Annotated in this window: 16 protein-coding genes and 1 pseudogene; 8 read left to right on the top strand and 9 right to left on the bottom strand. The window is 49.6% G+C overall.

Annotation, left to right across the window (positions count from 1 at the left end; translation table 11 throughout):
- Nucleotides 1-527 precede the first annotated feature (527 nt).
- The 3 genes and pseudogenes from JW883_02955 to JW883_02945 form a co-directional block, all read right to left on the bottom strand.
- Complete coding sequence (locus JW883_02955; GenBank protein MBN1841225.1) at nt 528-866, bottom strand: type II toxin-antitoxin system HicB family antitoxin; 339 nt, start codon at nt 864-866, stop codon at nt 528-530.
- Nucleotides 863-1,119 (bottom strand): annotated as a pseudogene (locus JW883_02950) (type II toxin-antitoxin system HicA family toxin). Before JW883_02950 ends, JW883_02955 begins: the two are co-directional and overlap by 4 nt.
- Before the next feature lie 77 nt (nt 1,120-1,196).
- A complete protein-coding gene (locus tag JW883_02945; protein ID MBN1841224.1) occupies nt 1,197-1,493 on the bottom strand; it encodes an antibiotic biosynthesis monooxygenase in 297 nt (98 codons plus the stop codon).
- A 284-nt stretch (nt 1,494-1,777) separates the two neighbouring features.
- Between JW883_02945 and JW883_02940 the strand changes: the two genes are divergently transcribed.
- Nucleotides 1,778-2,998, top strand: a complete 1,221-nt coding sequence (locus JW883_02940; GenBank protein MBN1841223.1) for a ChaN family lipoprotein — start codon at nt 1,778-1,780, stop codon at nt 2,996-2,998.
- Between the two features lie 18 nt (nt 2,999-3,016).
- Here the strand turns inward: JW883_02940 and JW883_02935 are convergent, their stop codons facing one another.
- Nucleotides 3,017-5,524, bottom strand: coding sequence for a vitamin B12-dependent ribonucleotide reductase (locus JW883_02935; GenBank protein MBN1841222.1), 2,508 nt, complete (start codon nt 5,522-5,524; stop codon nt 3,017-3,019).
- A gap of 462 nt (nt 5,525-5,986) precedes the next feature.
- Here JW883_02935 and cyaB point away from each other — a divergent pair, with 462 nt between their 5' ends.
- Complete coding sequence (gene cyaB, locus JW883_02930; protein MBN1841221.1) at nt 5,987-6,595, top strand: class IV adenylate cyclase; 609 nt, start codon at nt 5,987-5,989, stop codon at nt 6,593-6,595.
- A 15-nt stretch (nt 6,596-6,610) separates the two neighbouring features.
- Nucleotides 6,611-7,375 carry an endonuclease/exonuclease/phosphatase family protein gene (locus tag JW883_02925; GenBank protein MBN1841220.1) on the top strand — a complete coding sequence of 255 codons (765 nt, stop codon included), beginning with the start codon at nt 6,611-6,613 and terminating at the stop codon, nt 7,373-7,375.
- A 48-nt stretch (nt 7,376-7,423) separates the two neighbouring features.
- On the opposite strand, the gene JW883_02920 is transcribed toward JW883_02925, so the two are convergent.
- The 5 genes from JW883_02920 to JW883_02900 all read right to left on the bottom strand — a co-directional run bounded on the left by JW883_02920 (nt 7,424) and on the right by JW883_02900 (nt 11,839).
- Nucleotides 7,424-8,122 (bottom strand): HAD family hydrolase, encoded by a 699-nt coding sequence (locus JW883_02920; GenBank protein MBN1841219.1) that lies wholly within the window; start codon nt 8,120-8,122, stop codon nt 7,424-7,426.
- Nucleotides 8,123-8,160: 38 nt separating this feature from the next.
- On the bottom strand, nt 8,161-9,492 hold the full coding sequence (locus JW883_02915) for a nicotinate phosphoribosyltransferase (GenBank protein MBN1841218.1): 1,332 nt from the start codon (nt 9,490-9,492) through the stop codon (nt 8,161-8,163).
- Nucleotides 9,489-10,010 (bottom strand): cysteine hydrolase, encoded by a 522-nt coding sequence (locus JW883_02910; GenBank protein MBN1841217.1) that lies wholly within the window; start codon nt 10,008-10,010, stop codon nt 9,489-9,491. The genes JW883_02915 and JW883_02910 overlap by 4 nt, the downstream gene beginning before the upstream one ends.
- Before the next feature lie 21 nt (nt 10,011-10,031).
- On the bottom strand, nt 10,032-11,333 hold the full coding sequence (locus tag JW883_02905; GenBank protein MBN1841216.1) for a PbpA: 1,302 nt from the start codon (nt 11,331-11,333) through the stop codon (nt 10,032-10,034).
- Between the two features lie 74 nt (nt 11,334-11,407).
- Entirely contained in the window at nt 11,408-11,839 is a 432-nt protein-coding gene (locus JW883_02900) for an iron-sulfur cluster assembly scaffold protein (GenBank protein ID MBN1841215.1), read from the bottom strand.
- Between the two features lie 331 nt (nt 11,840-12,170).
- Here JW883_02900 and JW883_02895 point away from each other — a divergent pair, with 331 nt between their 5' ends.
- From JW883_02895 to JW883_02875, 5 genes are all read left to right on the top strand, one after another.
- Nucleotides 12,171-12,521 carry a PilZ domain-containing protein gene (locus JW883_02895; protein MBN1841214.1) on the top strand — a complete coding sequence of 117 codons (351 nt, stop codon included), beginning with the start codon at nt 12,171-12,173 and terminating at the stop codon, nt 12,519-12,521.
- Nucleotides 12,522-12,542: 21 nt separating this feature from the next.
- Nucleotides 12,543-12,761 (top strand): hypothetical protein, encoded by a 219-nt coding sequence (locus JW883_02890; GenBank protein ID MBN1841213.1) that lies wholly within the window; start codon nt 12,543-12,545, stop codon nt 12,759-12,761.
- Nucleotides 12,762-12,780: 19 nt separating this feature from the next.
- Nucleotides 12,781-14,796 (top strand): ATP-dependent helicase, encoded by a 2,016-nt coding sequence (locus JW883_02885; protein MBN1841212.1) that lies wholly within the window; start codon nt 12,781-12,783, stop codon nt 14,794-14,796.
- Between the two features lie 15 nt (nt 14,797-14,811).
- Entirely contained in the window at nt 14,812-15,783 is a 972-nt protein-coding gene (locus JW883_02880) for a rhomboid family intramembrane serine protease (protein MBN1841211.1), read from the top strand.
- A gap of 200 nt (nt 15,784-15,983) precedes the next feature.
- Nucleotides 15,984-17,408, top strand: coding sequence for a class II fructose-bisphosphate aldolase (locus JW883_02875; protein MBN1841210.1), 1,425 nt, complete (start codon nt 15,984-15,986; stop codon nt 17,406-17,408).
- The last annotated feature ends 5 nt before the right edge of the window (nt 17,409-17,413 follow it).

The raw sequence follows: 17,413 nt of genomic DNA, 5'->3' as shown, positions 1-17,413 counted from the left end.
CGCCTGCGGGCCGAAGCCTATGGCGGAGAGCCCGAAGGCTACGGCCCGCAGGCGGACGGCTGAAAGAGTCATTGGCTCTGCCATACTCGGTTCGGTATAGCGTGGAAGTGCCTAACTGTTTGAAATGCCGAAAGTTAAGAACAGAACGTGCAACCCCAATTTTAGGTATTCCAGGCATTTTTTTCGTAGTCACTCATGAGTTTGCGAAGCACCCAGCCCCCTTCCCCGTTAAGATAACGGGATCTCCGACAAGGGGGCAGATCAAGGCCACGTCTTGGTTAGCAAGCAGTGCCAGAAACTTCTTGGATGAATGATACGTCCGGTCCAGAGACTTGTTTGCTGCACACATGGGGATGAACCGCTGCCGATGCAACCAATAAACAGGCTCGCGATGTGTTCCCCACACACGTGAGGATGAACCGAACTACTGAGGCGAATATATTTAGGCCCTCCTTACTCCCTCGAACGGAAAAAACACTGGTTACTGATAACTGATAACGTCCACACTCACAGGACGCTCTACGGAGTTACTGAGCATGAATAACTTGATCCAGGGTGTCAGCAACCCATTTGTTGAGGCTTTTGCCGCTGGTCTCAGCTGCAGTGGCAATTGCGGCATGAATACTGGGCGGAATGCGCAGGGTCAACTTGCCGGAGTATGGCTTGTTCGGTTTTTCTCCCAGTTCGGCGCAAGTGTCAAGATAATGGTCAACAGCTTCCTTGAAAGCTGTTTCCAGCTCATTCACTGTCTCGCCGTGAAAGCTGATAATGTCGCGAATGCCTGCAAGGCGACCAAAGAAAATACGGTCTTCTGGGTCAAACTCAACACGGGCGACATAGCCTTTGTAAGTCATGGCGTTTTTCATGGCGTCACTCCTATCATTTTGAGAAAATCACGAGCAGCAATCACCCGGTACCGCACAGGGCCTGTTTACCTGGATGCGGTCTGTGGAAGGTGGCTTTGCTACCTTTATGCAAAATAGTGATACGGGAACCACTGCTCTCAATGATTTCGCAGCCCACGGTCTTGAACAAGGCTTCGATTTTCCGCCATTCAATATTACCGGAAACTGGGTCAGAGAACACGGTATTCAGAGTTTTTCGATGATGCCTGTTCATACATGTTGGATGGTATCACTTTTTGCCACCAAATCAAGAAAAAAATCGTTGGAAGTTGGACGTTGGAAGTTCGATGTTCATTCGGAAAATTCATGATGAAAGATTCCAAATTCCGTTTTTCCACCAAGCACTGTGTCTATTTTGCCCTGCACTTCGTTTCTTTCCTGACTTTTTGCCCATCTGTTCCAGTCCTCTGCCGACTCCCAAGTACTGATGACAAGAAACTCGTCAGGCTTATCGAGTCGTCGTAATGTTTCTCCAGAAATATAACCGGGCTGGAGCATAGCCATGGTTCGAAGCTCTCTGAGAAGTGGTTTTAAATCTTCAGCCCTGTGTTCTGGAATAATTCGTCTGATGACTACTTTGACAGCCATTTTGTTTCCTTTCCTTTGAATAGTATAGCTTGCTAACATTGACACTTGTCAACCAAATAGGTTTGTCAAAGATTGAGTTCGTATATCTAAAAGATTCGGCTTTTTCAATTTGTCCAAGATCGTTTTTGCCTCGACGACCCGGCTATCCGGTTTTGTCGTCCGCGCCCAAGGAGCCATAGCTCTCACCATGCATGTATGTTCGGTTTAGGCCTGAGGGCATAAATTGACAATAGCATGGTTTTGATTTACGTTGAAGACTATGAAACCGAAAGGTAGGTGTTTGTATGAAATCTATATGGATATTCACCGGTTGCCTTGTGCTGGTGTTCACACAGGCAGGCTGTAGTATGTTCAGTGGACACCGTAAGGCTGGCTGGCAATCACCCTACAGGGCATTTTCTTCTCTTAAGGAGGGCGATATCGTTCATCTTCCCACAGGGGTTAGCGTAACTAAAGACCAGTTGATAGAGATATTGAGTGGGGCAAGACTAATTTATGTCGGCGAAGCCCACGATAACATCAATTGTCACAAGGTACAGTTGGAAATCCTGGAAGCGCTTGAAAAACGCTATCCAGGAAGATTAGCTGTGGGCATGGAAATGCTGCAGAGATCTTCGCAGAACGTTGCTGATCAGTGGACATCCGGGGAACTGGAGGAAAAAGAGTTTATGAGGACATGGGTGGAAGACTGGAGCAATGATTTCCGATACTACAGAGCCATCTTGCAATATGTGCGGGACCAAAAGATTCCTCTGTTGGCCCTTCGGGCCTCTGATGACTGGGTTGAAAGCATAAAGAATACCGATTCCGCTCAACAGGCAAAAGAGAACGAAGAATCACTTCCTGAAATGGACGTTGAAGATTCCTACCATCGGTCTCACATCAAGGCCGTTTTTGGCAAGCATCCAGGGCGCAAGCAGAGTTTTGAGGAGTTTTATAAGGTCCAGGTCTTATGGGACGAGTCCATGGCCGAGAGCATTGTCCAGTATCTTCACAGCTCAGAAGGGCGTGACAAGCGAGTGGTTGTGTTTGCAGGAAGACAGCACGTTGAGCATGGCTTTGGCATTCCCCGCCGGGCTTTCCGGCGCCTGCCGTTGTCCTACGCCATTGTTCTTCCCGTATCCGTTGGTGTTGTCCCTGAAAAAAAGCATAAACTGATGGACATTACCTTGCCTGAAGTTCCGTTGCCGCCCGGAGACTTCGTCTGGATGGTAAGCTATCAGGATCTTGAGGACGAGAGGGTGTATCTGGGGGTCATGATTCGACATACTGAAGACGGAGTGAAAATATTTGCAATAAGCAAGAATTCGACAGCAGGAAAAGCGGGACTGCAAAAAGAAGATGTCATAACGGCTTTTGACGGGGAGATCATCGAAACGGAATTTGATTTGACCTATCTGATCGGCCTCAAGAAACCTGGCGACAAAGGGATCGTGGATGTCTTGCGGGACGAAGAGCCCCTACGCTTTGAGGTTACCTTCGAGGCAGGGGGCTTTCACATGTGAGCAATCATTGAATTGACGCTAACAGCATTTCGTAAAACCGCAGAAGTGACAGAGCATGCAACTTTCTTCAAAGCTGATAGTCTGACCGCATTCCGGACAGATTTCTCCCAACAGGCTATTCTCGTGCTTGCCACGCCTCCTGCGGTCGCCATTTTTCATATACCCTTTTTCAAGGACCCGGGCAATAGCATCAGGAATGGAGAGCACGAGGCCGCCCTTTTGAAATACGGGGTGCTCGCCGCCGATACCTTTTAGCTGTTCCACTACCTTTTCCACCTTCACTCCCGACCTGAAGGCAAGGGAAACAAGGCGGCCGATGGCCTCTGTCTTTGCGGTCGTGGATCTGCCCGACTTGCCGATTGTGGCAAACACTTCAAAGGGCTGCCCTTCATACTCTGTCACCGTAACGTAAAGCCTGCCCATGCCCGTGACCATCTTGGTCGTAAACCCTCCCAACGTCTCGGGCCGCTCTTTTACAGCCGACATAAAGCCATCGTCTTGCTTGTCCTTCTCAGCAAAAGAAAGGACCTGTTTTTCCTTGCTTCCGTCCCTGTAAATCGTAACCCCCTTGCAGCCCAACTCATAGGCCAGGTCATAAACCTTCAAGACGTCTTCAACGGGGGCCTTGCGAGGCAGGTTGACCGTCTTTGAAACCGCGTTATCGGTGTATTTCTGAAAGGCGCCTTGCATGCGGATGTGCCATTCCGGCGACACATCGTGGGCTGTAACAAATATCTCTCTTACATCTTCCGGTATTTTCTTAATGTCTTTGACACTGCCTTTGCGGGCAATGGTATCCATCAATTTTCGACTGTAGAACCCCCTTTCTCTGGCCACCTTTTCAAAGTACGGGTTAACCTCCAGAAGCTCATCATTATCCATGACGTTTCTGACAAAACTCAGGGCAAACAACGGCTCAATACCGCTTGAGCACCCGGCGATGATGCTCAGCGTGCCTGTTGGGGCAATGGTAGTTGTAGTGGCATTTCGATAGGTTAGACTCGCTTTCTTAAAGATGCTCTGGTCGAAATTGAGAAAGGCCCCACGTTCTTCAGCCAGGCTTCTGGAGGCTTCATGTGACTCATTCTGGATAAAACACATCACCTCCTCAGCTATCTCAAGTGCCCTCTCAGAGTTATACGGAATCCTCAACTGATACAACATATCGGCAAAACCCATAACCCCAAGGCCAATCTTGCGATTGCCTGTTACCATCTCGGCGATTTCCGGAAGAGGATACTTGGACATGTCGATAGTGTTGTCCAAGAAGCGGACAACTTGCCAGACGATCTGCTTTAGGGCTTCGTAGTCGATGATCGGATCTTTCCGCTTTGGCGGATCTCCTACATCGTTCCCAATAACGAACTTGGCCAGATTGATGGAACCAAGGTTGCAGGCTTCCATGGGAAGCAAAGGCTGCTCTCCACAGGGATTAGTGCTCTCTATTTCGCCCAGGGCAGGGGTCGGATTATCCCTGTTAAGCCTGTCCAGAAATACGATGCCGGGATCCCCGTTTTCCCAGGCCTGTTTCACCATAGCCTGATACACTTCAGCGGCATTCAGCTCTCCAACTTTTTTCCTTTTTCTGGGGTCAATCAGTTCATAGGGGTGATCGTTTTTTGCGGCTTCCATGAAGGCATCCGTGACGCCAACGGAGATATTGAAGTTGTTCAGGTCATTATTGTTCTTTTTGCAATAGATGAATTCCATGATATCGGGGTGATCGACTCTCAGGATGGCCATGTTGGCCCCTCGGCGAGTGCCACCCTGCTTGACCTGTTCGGTAGCAGTGTTGAAAATCCTCATAAACGAAACAGGCCCGGAAGCCACGCCGCCGGTTGTCCCCACGCGGCTCTCTTTCGGCCTTAACCGGGAGAAGGAGAATCCTGTTCCGCCCCCGGATTTATGTATGAGCGCGGCATTTTTTAAGGAATCGAAGATCCCCTCCATGCTGTCGTCAACGGGCAGGACAAAGCAGGCTGCCAATTGTCCCAGTCTACGCCCCGCATTCATCAGGGTGGGAGAATTTGGCAAGAATTTTAACTCTGTCATCATTTCGTAAAAGACCTCTTCCATTTCTTTCACATTGGAGGCGTCCCCATACTTTTTTTCCGCCTTTGCGATATGATGGGCCACCCTTCTGAACATCTTTTCAGGGGATTCACCAACCCTGTTCTTGCTGTCCTTTTTAAGGTATCTCCTTTCCAGAACCCTTTTGGCGTTTTCAGAAAGAATCAGTCCGTTCTTTACAAAGATGGATTTGTCCAGCCGAATCGGCGAAGGCTTGGCAAACCCGTATTCCAGCAACTTTGCCTCGATTATCGTTGTGATAACCGGTATGGTGATGGCGCGGAGTTCCATTTTTGCGATTTCTTCACGCAGAAATCGGCTGATATCCATGGCCTGGTCTGTATCAATCGGGAGGTCTCTGACCAGGATATCCGAAAAGCGATGGTCGTCCCACCTGTAGTTGGTCAGATCGAAAGGCCCATCTTCTGTGACCAGGATTTTTCCTTGTTGAATCATTGAACCTCCCCAATAGGATCTTTAAACATTGTGTTAACGGAATTTATGTTTACGGTAGTTTAAGAACCTTCAATTCTTGCGGAAAGCGGAAATCACATCCAGGAGAACATGTGAACATCTGTGGATGAGTGTGAATTATAGCAAGGTCTCCTCTTTTTCATACACCATGTTGTATGTCAACAAAAAAAAGTGCGCGATATGTGGTACATTATGAAAAGAAACGCTAATTCGATGAAAGCATTAAAGAAAATAAATGTAGCCCCAAAGGCGAGCCTTGATCGGCTTGTTCGTGCAGGCGATTCACGGCTGTTCTTGACATTTTGACCTGTTTCCAATAGATTACATGTACGAATGGCAACTTCTCAAGAAGTACGGGAAAGGCGATCGCGCAAACTTGCGTCAATGACAAGGATATCGCCTTCCAGAAAAAGCCTTCACCCCCCTGGTTATTAAGGACTTTGCATGAATGATCCTGTCGAGATCGAAGTTAAGTTCTATCTCCACGACGTGAATTCCGTACGTGAGCGCGTGCTTTCCATGGGCGCCGCTTTTTCCGGGCGGTTTTTTGAAACTAACATTTGCTTTGAAGATGCGGCAAAGAGTTTCAAGAACCAGGACATACTCTTGAGACTCAGAAAAGATGACAAGGCCAGGTTGACCTTCAAATCACCACCAGACCATCCTGACAGGGATTTCAAAATATACCGTGAACTCGAGATAGAGGTAGACGATTTTGACACCTGCCGTGCTGTTTTGGAAGGTATCGGCTTTCATCCCGAGCAGACCTATGAGAAGTGGCGCGAAACCTTTATTCTCGCAGACACAAAGCTGCTTATTGACACCACGCCCTATGGTGTATTTCTGGAGATCGAGGGACAGAAATCCGACATTCTCGACATCACAAACCGTCTCGACCTGAAGTGGGAAGAAAGGATCTTACTGAACTATCTTGAGATCTTTGAGATCATCCGCCGGGAAGAAGCCCTTTCGTTTAGCGACATGACCTTTGACAATTTCAGATCGGCGCCCGCGGATATTGGCAGATATCTCCCTTTGCTTTACGCAGCATAGATCCCGTGAGGCCACATGAAACAACTTACCGTCCTGTCCCTAAACCTCCGTTTTGGCCTTGCCGACGACGGGCCTAATTCGTGGGAGTTTCGCAAACAAAGCGTCGTCAAGCTCTTTCAAAGCCAACACCCTGATTTCATTGCCACGCAAGAAGCCAATGATTTCCAGGTTGATTTTTTGGCCCAGAGCCTGCGCGATTACCAATACATAGGAAAGCGTATTCCTGCGCCTGAATTCTGGCAGGACAATATTCTCTTTTATCGCAAACCGATTGTGTGCAATGAGATGGCTCATTTCTTTCTGAGCGAAACACCCCATGTCCCAAGCCGCTCTTTTGGAAGTCGCTTCCCGCGACAGGGCACATTGGGGATGTTTCACATAGACAGCCGCCCCCTCATTTGTATCAACACTCATTTTGATTTTGACACGCCTGCCCAGATGGGCGCTGCCCGTGTTATCAAGGAACAGCTTCGTTCCTATGGGAACGACACGGCCGCTATTTTGATGGGCGATTTCAACGCCACGCCTGAAAGCCCTTGTTATCGCTGGCTCACGGGCAAAGAGGTTGATGGCGAAATGGGCTTAAATTTCAATGAGACCTTTACGATGCCGTATCCCAGCACCTTCCATCGCTTCACAGGAGAGCCGGCTGCCGGCCATATTGACTGGATCTTGTATCGGGGACACCTTTGCCTCAAGGAGTGCGACGTTCTTCTTGAAACCGTAGGTGATATTCACCCCTCTGATCACTTCGCAGTTAGGGCTGTCTTTGAAGTATAGACTTCCAGATAAAGATTTTGGGGTTTTAGATTCTCGGTAGATAGGAGATTACGCCTGTTCTAAAAATGCCATGCTGAATTCGTAATTCCTCAATTTTTTCAAGAGCCCCAAGAGCTCCATCGGCCCATGGATCACTGCCTGCGCACCATGTTCCCATAACTCCTCCAGCGGTCTAAAACCCCACAGCGCCCCTACCGGGAACATGCCTGCACGGACGGCTGTCTCCATGTCGACAGCCGAATCTCCCAGATACAGAAATCGAGATGGTTTGATACCGAGGCCCTCAGCTATTTCGAGAGCGCCAGCGGGGTCAGGCTTCCTCGGAATGCCATCACGCTGGCCTAAAATCATTTCAAAGCCGTGGTTCGGCAAGAGCTCATCGATACAACGCTTGGTGAAATCGTCAGGTTTATTCGATAGCACGGCCATCTTCACGTGCTTGGCGGAGAGCGAGTCCAGGAGTTCCTCCACATCGTGATATGGCCTGGTGTTTACCTTCCAGTTGCGGCTATAGTTTTCTCGAAATACCTTTACACAATCCGTTACAATATCATCATTGCGTTTTTCAGCAGGCAGTGCACGTGAGACAAGCATGGTGATGCCGTCACCGATGAATTGGCGATACGTGCCCACCCCATGGGTGGGAAGCCCGAATCTTGCCAAGGTACTGTTCACCGAGTCAGCAATGTCTGCCAGGGTGTCAAGCAGCGTCCCATCTAGATCAAAGATTACAGCCTGAAAATGCATATCTTTCCTGACCCCGCTTTGACGTTGCCGTGGAACGGTTACAAGCTTTCTTGCAATTTTTGTAGCTGGCTGCTTATTCTAACGGGGTAAGGTGTGCTGTTCTGCAGCAATTTGTGCCTTTCATGAAGTGAGGAAAAATTCTTTTTGAATCTATCCCGAATTACCTGAAGCGGGGGGTGTGGGCGCATGCACTTTCCGTTTTCCATCACCGTTTCCAACAAGGGTAGTCCGTCTTCTAAGGTCTCGTCTTGCAGCCCGATGACATCTTCAAAAAAAAGCCCGTCCTTTTCCGATCTTCTAAAGACCTGCTTTTTGCCGGCCAGATTCACCTTGCCGGTGCTGCGCTTAATAATGGGGCGGTCTGCGTATTGGACGAGCTTGTATACTATGTCAAAATAGGGGGAATCGGCAGAAACCCCCATCTTGGTTCCTACCCCAAAGGCGTCAATTCTGGCCCCGTCTTTAATGGTTTTGGCGATCTTGTACTCATCAAAACTGCTACTGGCAAAGATATCCGTGTCTTGAAGGCCTGATTCATCCAGGATTTTGCGTACTTGCCGGCTCAGCAGGGTCATGTCGCCGCTGTCCAGACGAACCCCCAACAGCTTGCCCCCTTTTTTGGCCATTTCCTGCCCCACGATAGACGCCTTTTTGGCGCCGGCCACGGTGTCATAGGTGTCGATGAGGAGAATGGTTTTTTTCGGAAAGGACCGGGCAAAAGCCCTGAAAGCTTCAATCTCATCTCCAAAGGAACTGATGTAGGAATGGGCCATGGTTCCTGCGGTGGTGATACCGTAGAGCTTTCCGGCAAGCACATTGCTGGTGGCGCCAAATCCGACAATATAGCTGCTGCGGGCAACCTTTAAGCCGGCATCGATTCCGTGAGTCCTTCGAAGGGAGAAATCGACAAGCCCGCGACCGGCCGCCGCGTGGACACATCGGGATGCCTTAGTGGCAATCATGGTCTGGAGGCTTATGGTGTTGATTACGAATGTTTCCAGAATTTGAGCTTCTATGACCGGAGCTGTCACTTCAAGGATCGGTTCGTCCTGAAAAAAGATCTCTCCCTCGCCCATGGCCCGGATGCTACCCGTAAAACGCATCTCCTTGAGATAGTCGAGAAACTCCTGTGAAAACGTGCGGGTACTATCCAGATAAGCTAGATCGCTTTTTGAAAAATGGAAGTTAGCCACGTATTCAAGGAAGTCCTCAAGGCCTGCTGCTACAAAATAGCCCCTGTTAGGTGGATATTTTCTTATAAATAGCGAAAATGTGGCATGATCGGTCATGCCGTTTTCAAGGTAGCTGGCAGCCATAGTGAGTTCGTAAAGATCGATCAGAAGCTCGACTCTGTGAGGAAGGCCTGTCATAGGATTGTAGCTCCGTAGATCTTGTCCATACGCTTGAGGGCAAATTCGTGAAACTCAGGGTCAAAGTCGGCCGCACCTGCTCTCGGCACTGTGACATTGTAATCTCGATTGGCAAGCCCCCCGACGGTGTCCATAACGCAGATATTCGTGCAGACTCCTATAACCTCCACATCTCGAATTCCGTGCTTTTCTAACAAATCGCTCAGTTCAGTTTCAAAGAAGCCGCTGTAACGTCTTTTTTGTATGACGGTATCTCCTTCGGCCGGGACAAGTTCCGGCACGATCCTGTGCCCCCATGTGCCAGTTATGCAATGCTTTGGAAATCTATCGAACTCCTTGTCATCTTCTGCATGGGAATCCTGCAGATAGACGACAAGGTCCCCGGCTTTGCGGTAGCACGATATACGGTTCTTGACAAAAGGGATGATATCGCGAGCCGATTGGCCGCAATACAAGGCGCCATTTTCATCCACAAAATCGTTTACCATATCGACGACAATCAGGGCTTTCCGGGACATGATCACCTCATGATTTATCGGTTAGGAGATGCCGCGTGGTGAAGGTTTCTTGAAATAGTGTCTCATGGCAAGACGGGCATATTCTTGAGCCCTTGCCCTGAGGAGTTTGTCGTGTACAACTAATACTGCAAGGGCTAGCTTTCTCGTGCCGGCTTTTTCCGCACAGAAACCCACGAACCAATCATAGAGCAACTCATCGCTCTTGTTTTTGATCGAACCTGTTTTTCCGCCGATAAGAAGCTTTTTCAAGATCCGATCGCGCCGAAATCCCCTGAAAGCGCGCCTGCTTGTGCCACGAGAAATCGTTGCCGCCATCAATTCTTTCATCTCCCGACTCGATTTTGGGGTCAGGACCTGTCTGATGACGCGGGTATTGCCGGAATAGACAGGGTTATTCTCATTGTCGGTTATGACTTCAATGATCGTTGGTTCCACGAGCTTTCCATCATTGAGAATCGCGGCGGCCATCATTGCCCCATGAACGGGAGATATCATGGTTTCTCGATTAAAGCCGCAAGCCAGTTCCGCCCAATGATAGGGATCGTCATCGACTGAAGTCCGACTCGGCTGAAGAGGGAGTTCAAAATTAATCGGTTGATTAAATCCAAATCGAACAGCATATTTTTGAAGGAGGTCTTTTTTCAGACAGAAAATGCCCAGTTTGCCGAATGCAGGATTGATCGATTCGGCAAAGGAGACTTTCAGGGATACACTGTTCGTGTAACGATTCGTTCGATCGGTCAATTGATTCTTGTAAAGGGTATGCTTGCGTCCGTTGTACTTCAATTTTGTGTCGGCTGACATGTTGCAGCGATCAATGGCAGCGGCAGCGCTAACGATCTTAAAGATACTTGCGGCCGGGAATTGACTGCTGAGGCAGACACTCTTTACCCCTTTCATTTTCTTGGAATCGACCAGGGAAAGTATCCTTCCGGATGCGGGCTCCATAGCGATAAATCCAATCAGAGGGGATTTGGAGCCGTGGATTTTTTTCGACATATAGGCTTGAAGACTGCTGTCCAGGGTTGTTTTCGTGGAAAAGGAATTGCCGGAGTAACTGAGATGGATCTTGCCACCGGGGCCGTTGCACAGAACCTCGGGATCTTCTATCAGCCCCCTGAGGTCTTTTTTCATCAACACGTTTGAGGTGTCAGCCGACTTTTCTAAAGAACCGGTTGACAGATCAACCTTGGAGAATTGCGTTGCCAGCCCTAACAACAGCAAGCACGGGAAGAACCAGAAGCCTTGCCTGAAAAGCCTTTTGCCAAGGGCTTTTCGCTGCAACTTCCTTTGATAATCTTTCCAGCGTTGAAAATTCTGCATAATCGTGTTGATTACAGGTTATTTATTCCAAGCCGTTGAAATTCCAAGAAGCCAAGTTATTTTTGACTTGGCCCTTAACTGCCCTGGCGCATACATGCGTCCAGGGCAGCTTCCAGGGTTTCAGCAGCCAAAAAGGCGCAGTGAACGTCATCTTCAGGGAGACCTCCAAGGACTCCAAGGATTGCCTCGCCAGTAATTTCTGTTAACATCTCGGGCTCTTTTTTGATGGCCAGTTCACAGGCCACTAAAGCGCATACGGCGCTGCAACCACATCCGTCCGTCGTATAGGATGCGTCAGAGACAATACCGTTCTCGAGTCGGAGAAAGATCTCCATGGTATCACCGCAGCTTCCGGTCACACGACCGCGCCCTGTGGGATTTTCCATGGGACCTCCAAACCGTGGATTGCGCCATCGCTCGTACACCTGCTCTCCGTAAGTTTCCATGACTTCTTGATTGATCTCTTCTTGCAAGCGATCGGCAAACTTGTCAAGGGAATTGCTCATGTGGCTTAAGCCTCCTTTGAGGATAAGAGTTTTGTAATTCCAGGTCTTGCCATCATTAAAGACTACAGGACATACCGTGCAGGATTCAAGAAAAAATAAGAGAAGATCGACAAAAAAGTTCAAGCTGTGCGAGAATCCGTGCCAGGTAACAGAGATATCGCCTTTCAGAAAAAACCTTAAGTCCCCATCCTGACCTGAGTACAGACCCTGAGGGAAGAGCTGTTTCAGATGGCAGTTCGTTGACATTTCAACAAACATATAATATTCGTTTGGGGGAAACTTCGGATGAGAATATGGTGTCCGTCCTAGAAACATCCCGGAAGATTTTTGCATGACAGTGAAAGAGAACCCGTCAAAGGAGAAGAGAGGAAGCCCGCGGATAGATTTCCGTCTGTCTGTGATGGTAAGGGGGAGACAGGGGTTAAAGGAGGTCAGAAACTTCGGTCTTTACGGGGTCTTTATTCAGACGGAGGACCCATCACAGTTTAAGAGCGGGGATGAAATCTATCTGAAAATGAAGCTTCCCCGGGAAAAGAAGGCCATTCAGGTGAAGGCTCGGGTTGCCCATGTATCTGAAAAGGGTGTTGGCATTGAGTTCATAGACTTGCCCCCAAGAGATGCCATGTCTATGGATCTCTGTTTTAGTCTTTTCAAGCATACCATCCCGCTACCAGGCATCTAATAGAACACAAGGAGAGAGCGTATGTCTGAGTCTAAGGACACAATGGTGGTTCGTGCAAACGTGGAAATGACCACTGCTTCGCTGCAGGCCATTGTGCAAAATGCCAAGAAGGTCGCCGGGCGTGACGAAAAAGGGCGCTATCGCGTTGACACAGCAGACAAGGTGAGTGAGATGATTTCTCGCTTTTTGCTGGAGAATGACTTCGAGAGTTTTGTCAAGAATATCGACAATTTCATATAGCAGTCGTTTCGTTCCGCCAATGAAACAATACCTTATCAAAGAAGAGCCCTGCCAGCTGCAAGAGCAGGCCTTTTCCATCCCATACAAGGAGGTCCTGAATCCTGCTCAATATGAGGCTGTAACCACTTTGCAGGGGCCCCTTCTTGTAGTTGCCGGGGCAGGGAGCGGCAAGACCAGGACCCTCACATATCGGGTTGCCCGACTCGTGGAGGAAGGTGTGCCGCCCGGTTCCGTTTTGCTGCTGACCTTTACGCGGAAGGCATCACAGGAGATGCTTCGAAGAGCCGCCGTCGTGCTGGATGAGCGCTGTGAAAAGGTGGCAGGCGGCACCTTTCATTCTTTTGCCAACTTAACTTTGAGAAGACATGCCAAAGAGATCGGTTTTGGGTCAGGGTTCAACATTCTGGATCGTGCCGACTCAGAAGACGTGATTAGTCTTCTCCGCGCCAGGCTGAACTTGAATCTCAAGGGGCGGCGCTTTCCGCAGAAGAGGACCATAGTCAACATCTATAGCAAGGCTGTGAACAAGGGAGTTGCCATTGAGGAGGTTATCCTTGAAGATCACCCCCATTTTGTAAAGGATGCGCCGGACCTGCTGCGCCTTCATAAGGCCTATGAAACGTACAAGAAAGAGCATTGCATGATGGATTACGATGATCTCTTGCTTTACATGAAGGTCTTGCTTGAAGGAAACCAGGCTGTGAGGGAGACACTCTCGCACACGTATCGTTACATCATGGTGGATGAATACCAGGATACCAACAGGATTCAGGCCGATATTGTCAGACTCCTTGCTGCTACGCACAATAACGTGATGGTAGTGGGGGACGAGTCCCAGTCTATTTATGCCTTCCGAGGGGCTAATATCGGAAATATCATGGATTTCCCCGAAATATTTCCAGGCACAAAGACGATTAAGTTGGAAGAAAACTATCGCAGCACACAGCCCATACTTGACGTAACCAATGTCATTATTGATCGGGCGCAAAGAAAATACACCAAGGTGCTCTTTACGCGGAAAAAAGGGGGCGTTCCTCCTGCCCTGGTGATGGCGGAAGATGAGCATATGCAGTCACAGTTTGTAGCCCAGAAGATCCTTGAACTGCGAGAAGAAGGTATTCCCCTTGGTGAGATTGCCGTGCTGTTTAGGTCCGGTTATCATGCCTTTGACCTGGAGATTGAGCTGAATGGGAGAAACATCCCATTTGTAAAGGTGGGCGGGTTTAAGTTCATGGAAACGGCCCACATCAAAGACCTTCTGGCTCACATGCGGATTCTGGCCAATCCCCTGGATTCTGTTAGCTGGCATCGGGCGCTCCTTTTGTTGGAAAACGTCGGACCCAAGGCGGCAGACGAAATATTTCACGGCGTGGCGAGCTCAGGCAAGGGTGTTGGCGGCTTGGCCGCCATCAAACCGAAACCTCGTTATGCCCAGGCCTTTGAAAGGTTTAAAGACGCGCTTGAAGACCTCCAGGCAGATCGCCTTTCCGTGGCTGATATTGGCGCAAGGCTTGTGCAGTATTATCAAGCCATTTTAGAAAGGAAGTTTGACGATCATCCCAAGCGTGCCAAGGACCTTGAGCACCTCTTAACGATAATGGAACGTTACAAGGGCATTGAGAAATTCCTTTCTGATATGGCCCTGGAGCCTCCCAATGCCAGCATAGACGACGTTCTTGCCGCCGATTATAATGATGAGCAACTTGTTCTTTCCACGATTCATTCAGCAAAGGGGCTGGAATGGCACACGGTCTTTATCATCTGGACCCTGGAGGGCCGATTTCCGGCTGCTTACATTGTACGCAGTGACGAAGATATGGAGGAAGAGCTTAGGCTTATGTATGTGGCTGCCTCGCGGGCGAAAGAGAATCTCTTCTTTTCCTATCCGGTGAAAATATATGATCGAGGCACAGGGATGGTCCTGTCAAGCCCCTCGCGATTTATCGAAGGCATTTCAGAGGACATACTGGAGCCCTGGTCTCTGACGAGGGATTACGAAGACGAGCCTCTCCAGTGGCAGGGTATTGCAATGTAGAATATGAAATAGTCCATGATCCCTATTCGAGACACCATCCGGTCAGAGACCTATCCAGTCGTCAACAGTCTCATTATTGCGATCAATGTCCTGGTTTTTTTCACAGAGCTGTCCCAAGGGCAAAGACTCAATGAGTTTATCTACGTTTACGGTCTTGTCCCGGCCCGATATTCTGTCTCCGAGATCTCAGCATACTTCACCACCGGGCAGCAGGTTGTGGCTTTTCTCACGTTTTTGTTTTTGCACGGCGGTTTTCTTCACTTGCTGGGCAACATGTGGTTCCTTTATATCTTCGGGGACAACGTGGAAGACAGGCTCGGGCACTTTCGATACCTCGCCTTTTATCTGCTGTGCGGATTGGCTTCGGGGACCTCACATCTGGCTCTCAACTGGCATTCCGAGATACCTACTATTGGAGCCAGCGGCGCCATCGCGGGTGTTATGGGCGCATACTTCATACTCTATCCGAGAGCCAAGGTGCTGACTCTTGTGCCGATTTTTATCTTTTTCCATTTTGTGGAACTCCCCGCGTTTCTTTTTCTCGGCATCTGGCTCTTGATTCAGTTCTTGAGCGCCACTGGCGCCTCAGCCCAGGCAGGGGGCATTGCCTGGTGGGCCCATATTGGGGGCTTTGTTTTTGGCGTCATTTTTTTGAAGCTTTTTGAGATCCTGCCGGAATTCGGAGCGGGCAAGAGGTTTCGGGATCTTACAAAAAAACGGTCAACCCCTCGTCTCCAGGTGATCCGTCCTGCCGGTGTTGGAAATGACCCAAATTTGCACGCGGTTATCTCTGTGAGCGAGCGCGAAGCCCTTTTTGGAGCGCGCAAATTGGTGAACATCGCCCAGGGTTTCAAGAAGAAGACTTTTTTGTTGACCGTGCCGCCAGGCGTTTCAGAAGGAAGCAGGCTCCGCTTGAGAGGGATGGGGCGACAGATGCCGGAAGGGGCCAAGGGGGATCTTTTCCTTAAAGTACAAATCAGGGGCTGATACTCCTGATTATGTCCCAGGGCTCTGTCATATGAACAAGCAACCCCATGAAGTTGTGGATTTTTTCGCTGAATGTTGGAAAATTCGAAACTCGATCGACTTTGACGTCACCTTGTAATTCTGCCACCGCAGGCTTGCCTATCTGTTCATAAGTTGATATTAGAAGTAATCGAGTAAACAAACACAGAAGGAGGAAACCAATGAGCGCTCAAGTATTGCAGACTTTGCTGGCTGAACTGGAAGGCTCGGTGACCTTAGATGCTGACGGGAATATGTCGGTTCAAGATGAAAAGAAACTCCGTGGCGTCCCCATAGACATCCTGGCCAACAAGGCGGCCTTTGGAGAACCCGGACAACAGGCCGTTGCCAGGTGGCTCATGTGGGAGCTGGGGCAGGCCTTGGGCATCTATCCGGCATCTATCAATGAGCTTTATATGGCCCGGGGGCGTGGTGAGGTCCCCTGCGATTTCACGGTGCCGGCCATCAACCTGCGCGCCATGGCCTATGACAGCGCCTGTGCCGTCTTCAGGGCCGCCCTTCAACGCAACGTCGGGGCGCTGATTTTTGAGATCGCCCGCTCTGAGATTGGCTACACTGACCAGCGACCGGCCGAATATCTAAGTGTGGTTATGGCAGCGGCCATCAAGGAAGGTTATCGAGGGCCTCTCTTTGTTCAGGGGGACCACTTTCAGATGAATGCAAAGAAGTTTAAAGCCGATCCGGATGCCGAGTTCAATGCTGTGGCCGACCTGGCGGCAGAAGCCATTAGGGCTGGATTCTACAATATTGATATAGATACATCCACCTTGGTAGATTTGAGTTATTCGACGGTAGATGAGCAACAGCGAAATAACTATGAGGTTTGCGCAAAGCTGACAACCTTGATTCGTGAGAGAGAGCCTGAAGGGGTTACCGTCTCAGTAGGTGGGGAGATCGGCGAGATAGGCGAAAAGAACAGCGACGAGACCGAATTGCGGGCCTACATGGACGGCTACAAACGGAGTCTGCCCAAAGGAATGGTTGGGCTTTCAAAGATCAGTATCCAGACCGGCACGAGCCATGGCGGCGTGCCCCTGCCTGACGGGACCCTGGCCCAGGTCAAGATCGATTTCAATGTGATCAAGGAATTGTCAAAGGTGGCCCGCGATGCCTACGGGATGGGCGGGGCCGTCCAGCACGGGGCATCGACGCTGCCTGACGAGGCATTTAACCAGTTTGTGCAAAACGAGGCGACAGAGGTGCACCTGGCTACCGGGTTTCAGAATATCGTATACGACCATGAAGCGTTTCCGGCCGAACTTCGCCAACGCATCTATGATCACATCAAGACTGCTCATGCAAAAGAACGTAAAGAGGGCCAGACAGAAGAACAGTTCATCTATAAGACACGCAAGAAGGGCTTAGGACCTTTTAAGGCAGAACTCTGGGGGTTGCCAGAAGATGTGCGAAGCGCCATTCGAACCAGCCTTGAAGAGAAGTTTGGCTTTCTCTTTGATCAGCTCAATGTGGGAAACACCATGGAGGTGGCCAAACGCTACACGCCGCACGTGAAAATGCACAGGCATCTGGTCGATTATCAGGAGAAGGACGCTGGGCTGGAGGATACGTCAGAGCTGGCAGACTAGTTCAA

Source organism: Deltaproteobacteria bacterium, from assembly GCA_016930875.1.
Taxonomy (GTDB): domain Bacteria; phylum Desulfobacterota; class Desulfobacteria; order Desulfobacterales.
The sequence above is the reverse complement of the archived record's forward strand: the minus strand, read 5'-3'. Positions and strand labels throughout refer to the sequence as shown.

Bases quoted from the DNA above. Each gene is read 5' to 3' on its own strand.
- JW883_02935 (MBN1841222.1), bottom strand. From the start codon at position 5,524: ATGATTCAACAAGGAAAAATCCTGGTCACAGAAGATGGGCCTTTCGAT.
- JW883_02880 (MBN1841211.1), top strand. From the start codon at position 14,812: ATGATCCCTATTCGAGACACCATCCGGTCAGAGACCTATCCAGTCGTC.
- JW883_02920 (MBN1841219.1), bottom strand. From the start codon at position 8,122: ATGCATTTTCAGGCTGTAATCTTTGATCTAGATGGGACGCTGCTTGAC.
- JW883_02905 (MBN1841216.1), bottom strand. From the start codon at position 11,333: ATGCAGAATTTTCAACGCTGGAAAGATTATCAAAGGAAGTTGCAGCGA.
- JW883_02955 (MBN1841225.1), bottom strand. From the start codon at position 866: ATGAAAAACGCCATGACTTACAAAGGCTATGTCGCCCGTGTTGAGTTT.
- JW883_02895 (MBN1841214.1), top strand. From the start codon at position 12,171: ATGACAGTGAAAGAGAACCCGTCAAAGGAGAAGAGAGGAAGCCCGCGG.
- JW883_02875 (MBN1841210.1), top strand. From the start codon at position 15,984: ATGAGCGCTCAAGTATTGCAGACTTTGCTGGCTGAACTGGAAGGCTCG.
- JW883_02945 (MBN1841224.1), bottom strand. From the start codon at position 1,493: ATGGCTGTCAAAGTAGTCATCAGACGAATTATTCCAGAACACAGGGCT.
- cyaB (MBN1841221.1), top strand. From the start codon at position 5,987: ATGAATGATCCTGTCGAGATCGAAGTTAAGTTCTATCTCCACGACGTG.
- JW883_02890 (MBN1841213.1), top strand. From the start codon at position 12,543: ATGTCTGAGTCTAAGGACACAATGGTGGTTCGTGCAAACGTGGAAATG.
- JW883_02910 (MBN1841217.1), bottom strand. From the start codon at position 10,010: ATGTCCCGGAAAGCCCTGATTGTCGTCGATATGGTAAACGATTTTGTG.
- JW883_02925 (MBN1841220.1), top strand. From the start codon at position 6,611: ATGAAACAACTTACCGTCCTGTCCCTAAACCTCCGTTTTGGCCTTGCC.
- JW883_02885 (MBN1841212.1), top strand. From the start codon at position 12,781: ATGAAACAATACCTTATCAAAGAAGAGCCCTGCCAGCTGCAAGAGCAG.
- JW883_02940 (MBN1841223.1), top strand. From the start codon at position 1,778: ATGAAATCTATATGGATATTCACCGGTTGCCTTGTGCTGGTGTTCACA.
- JW883_02915 (MBN1841218.1), bottom strand. From the start codon at position 9,492: ATGACAGGCCTTCCTCACAGAGTCGAGCTTCTGATCGATCTTTACGAA.
- JW883_02900 (MBN1841215.1), bottom strand. From the start codon at position 11,839: ATGAGCAATTCCCTTGACAAGTTTGCCGATCGCTTGCAAGAAGAGATC.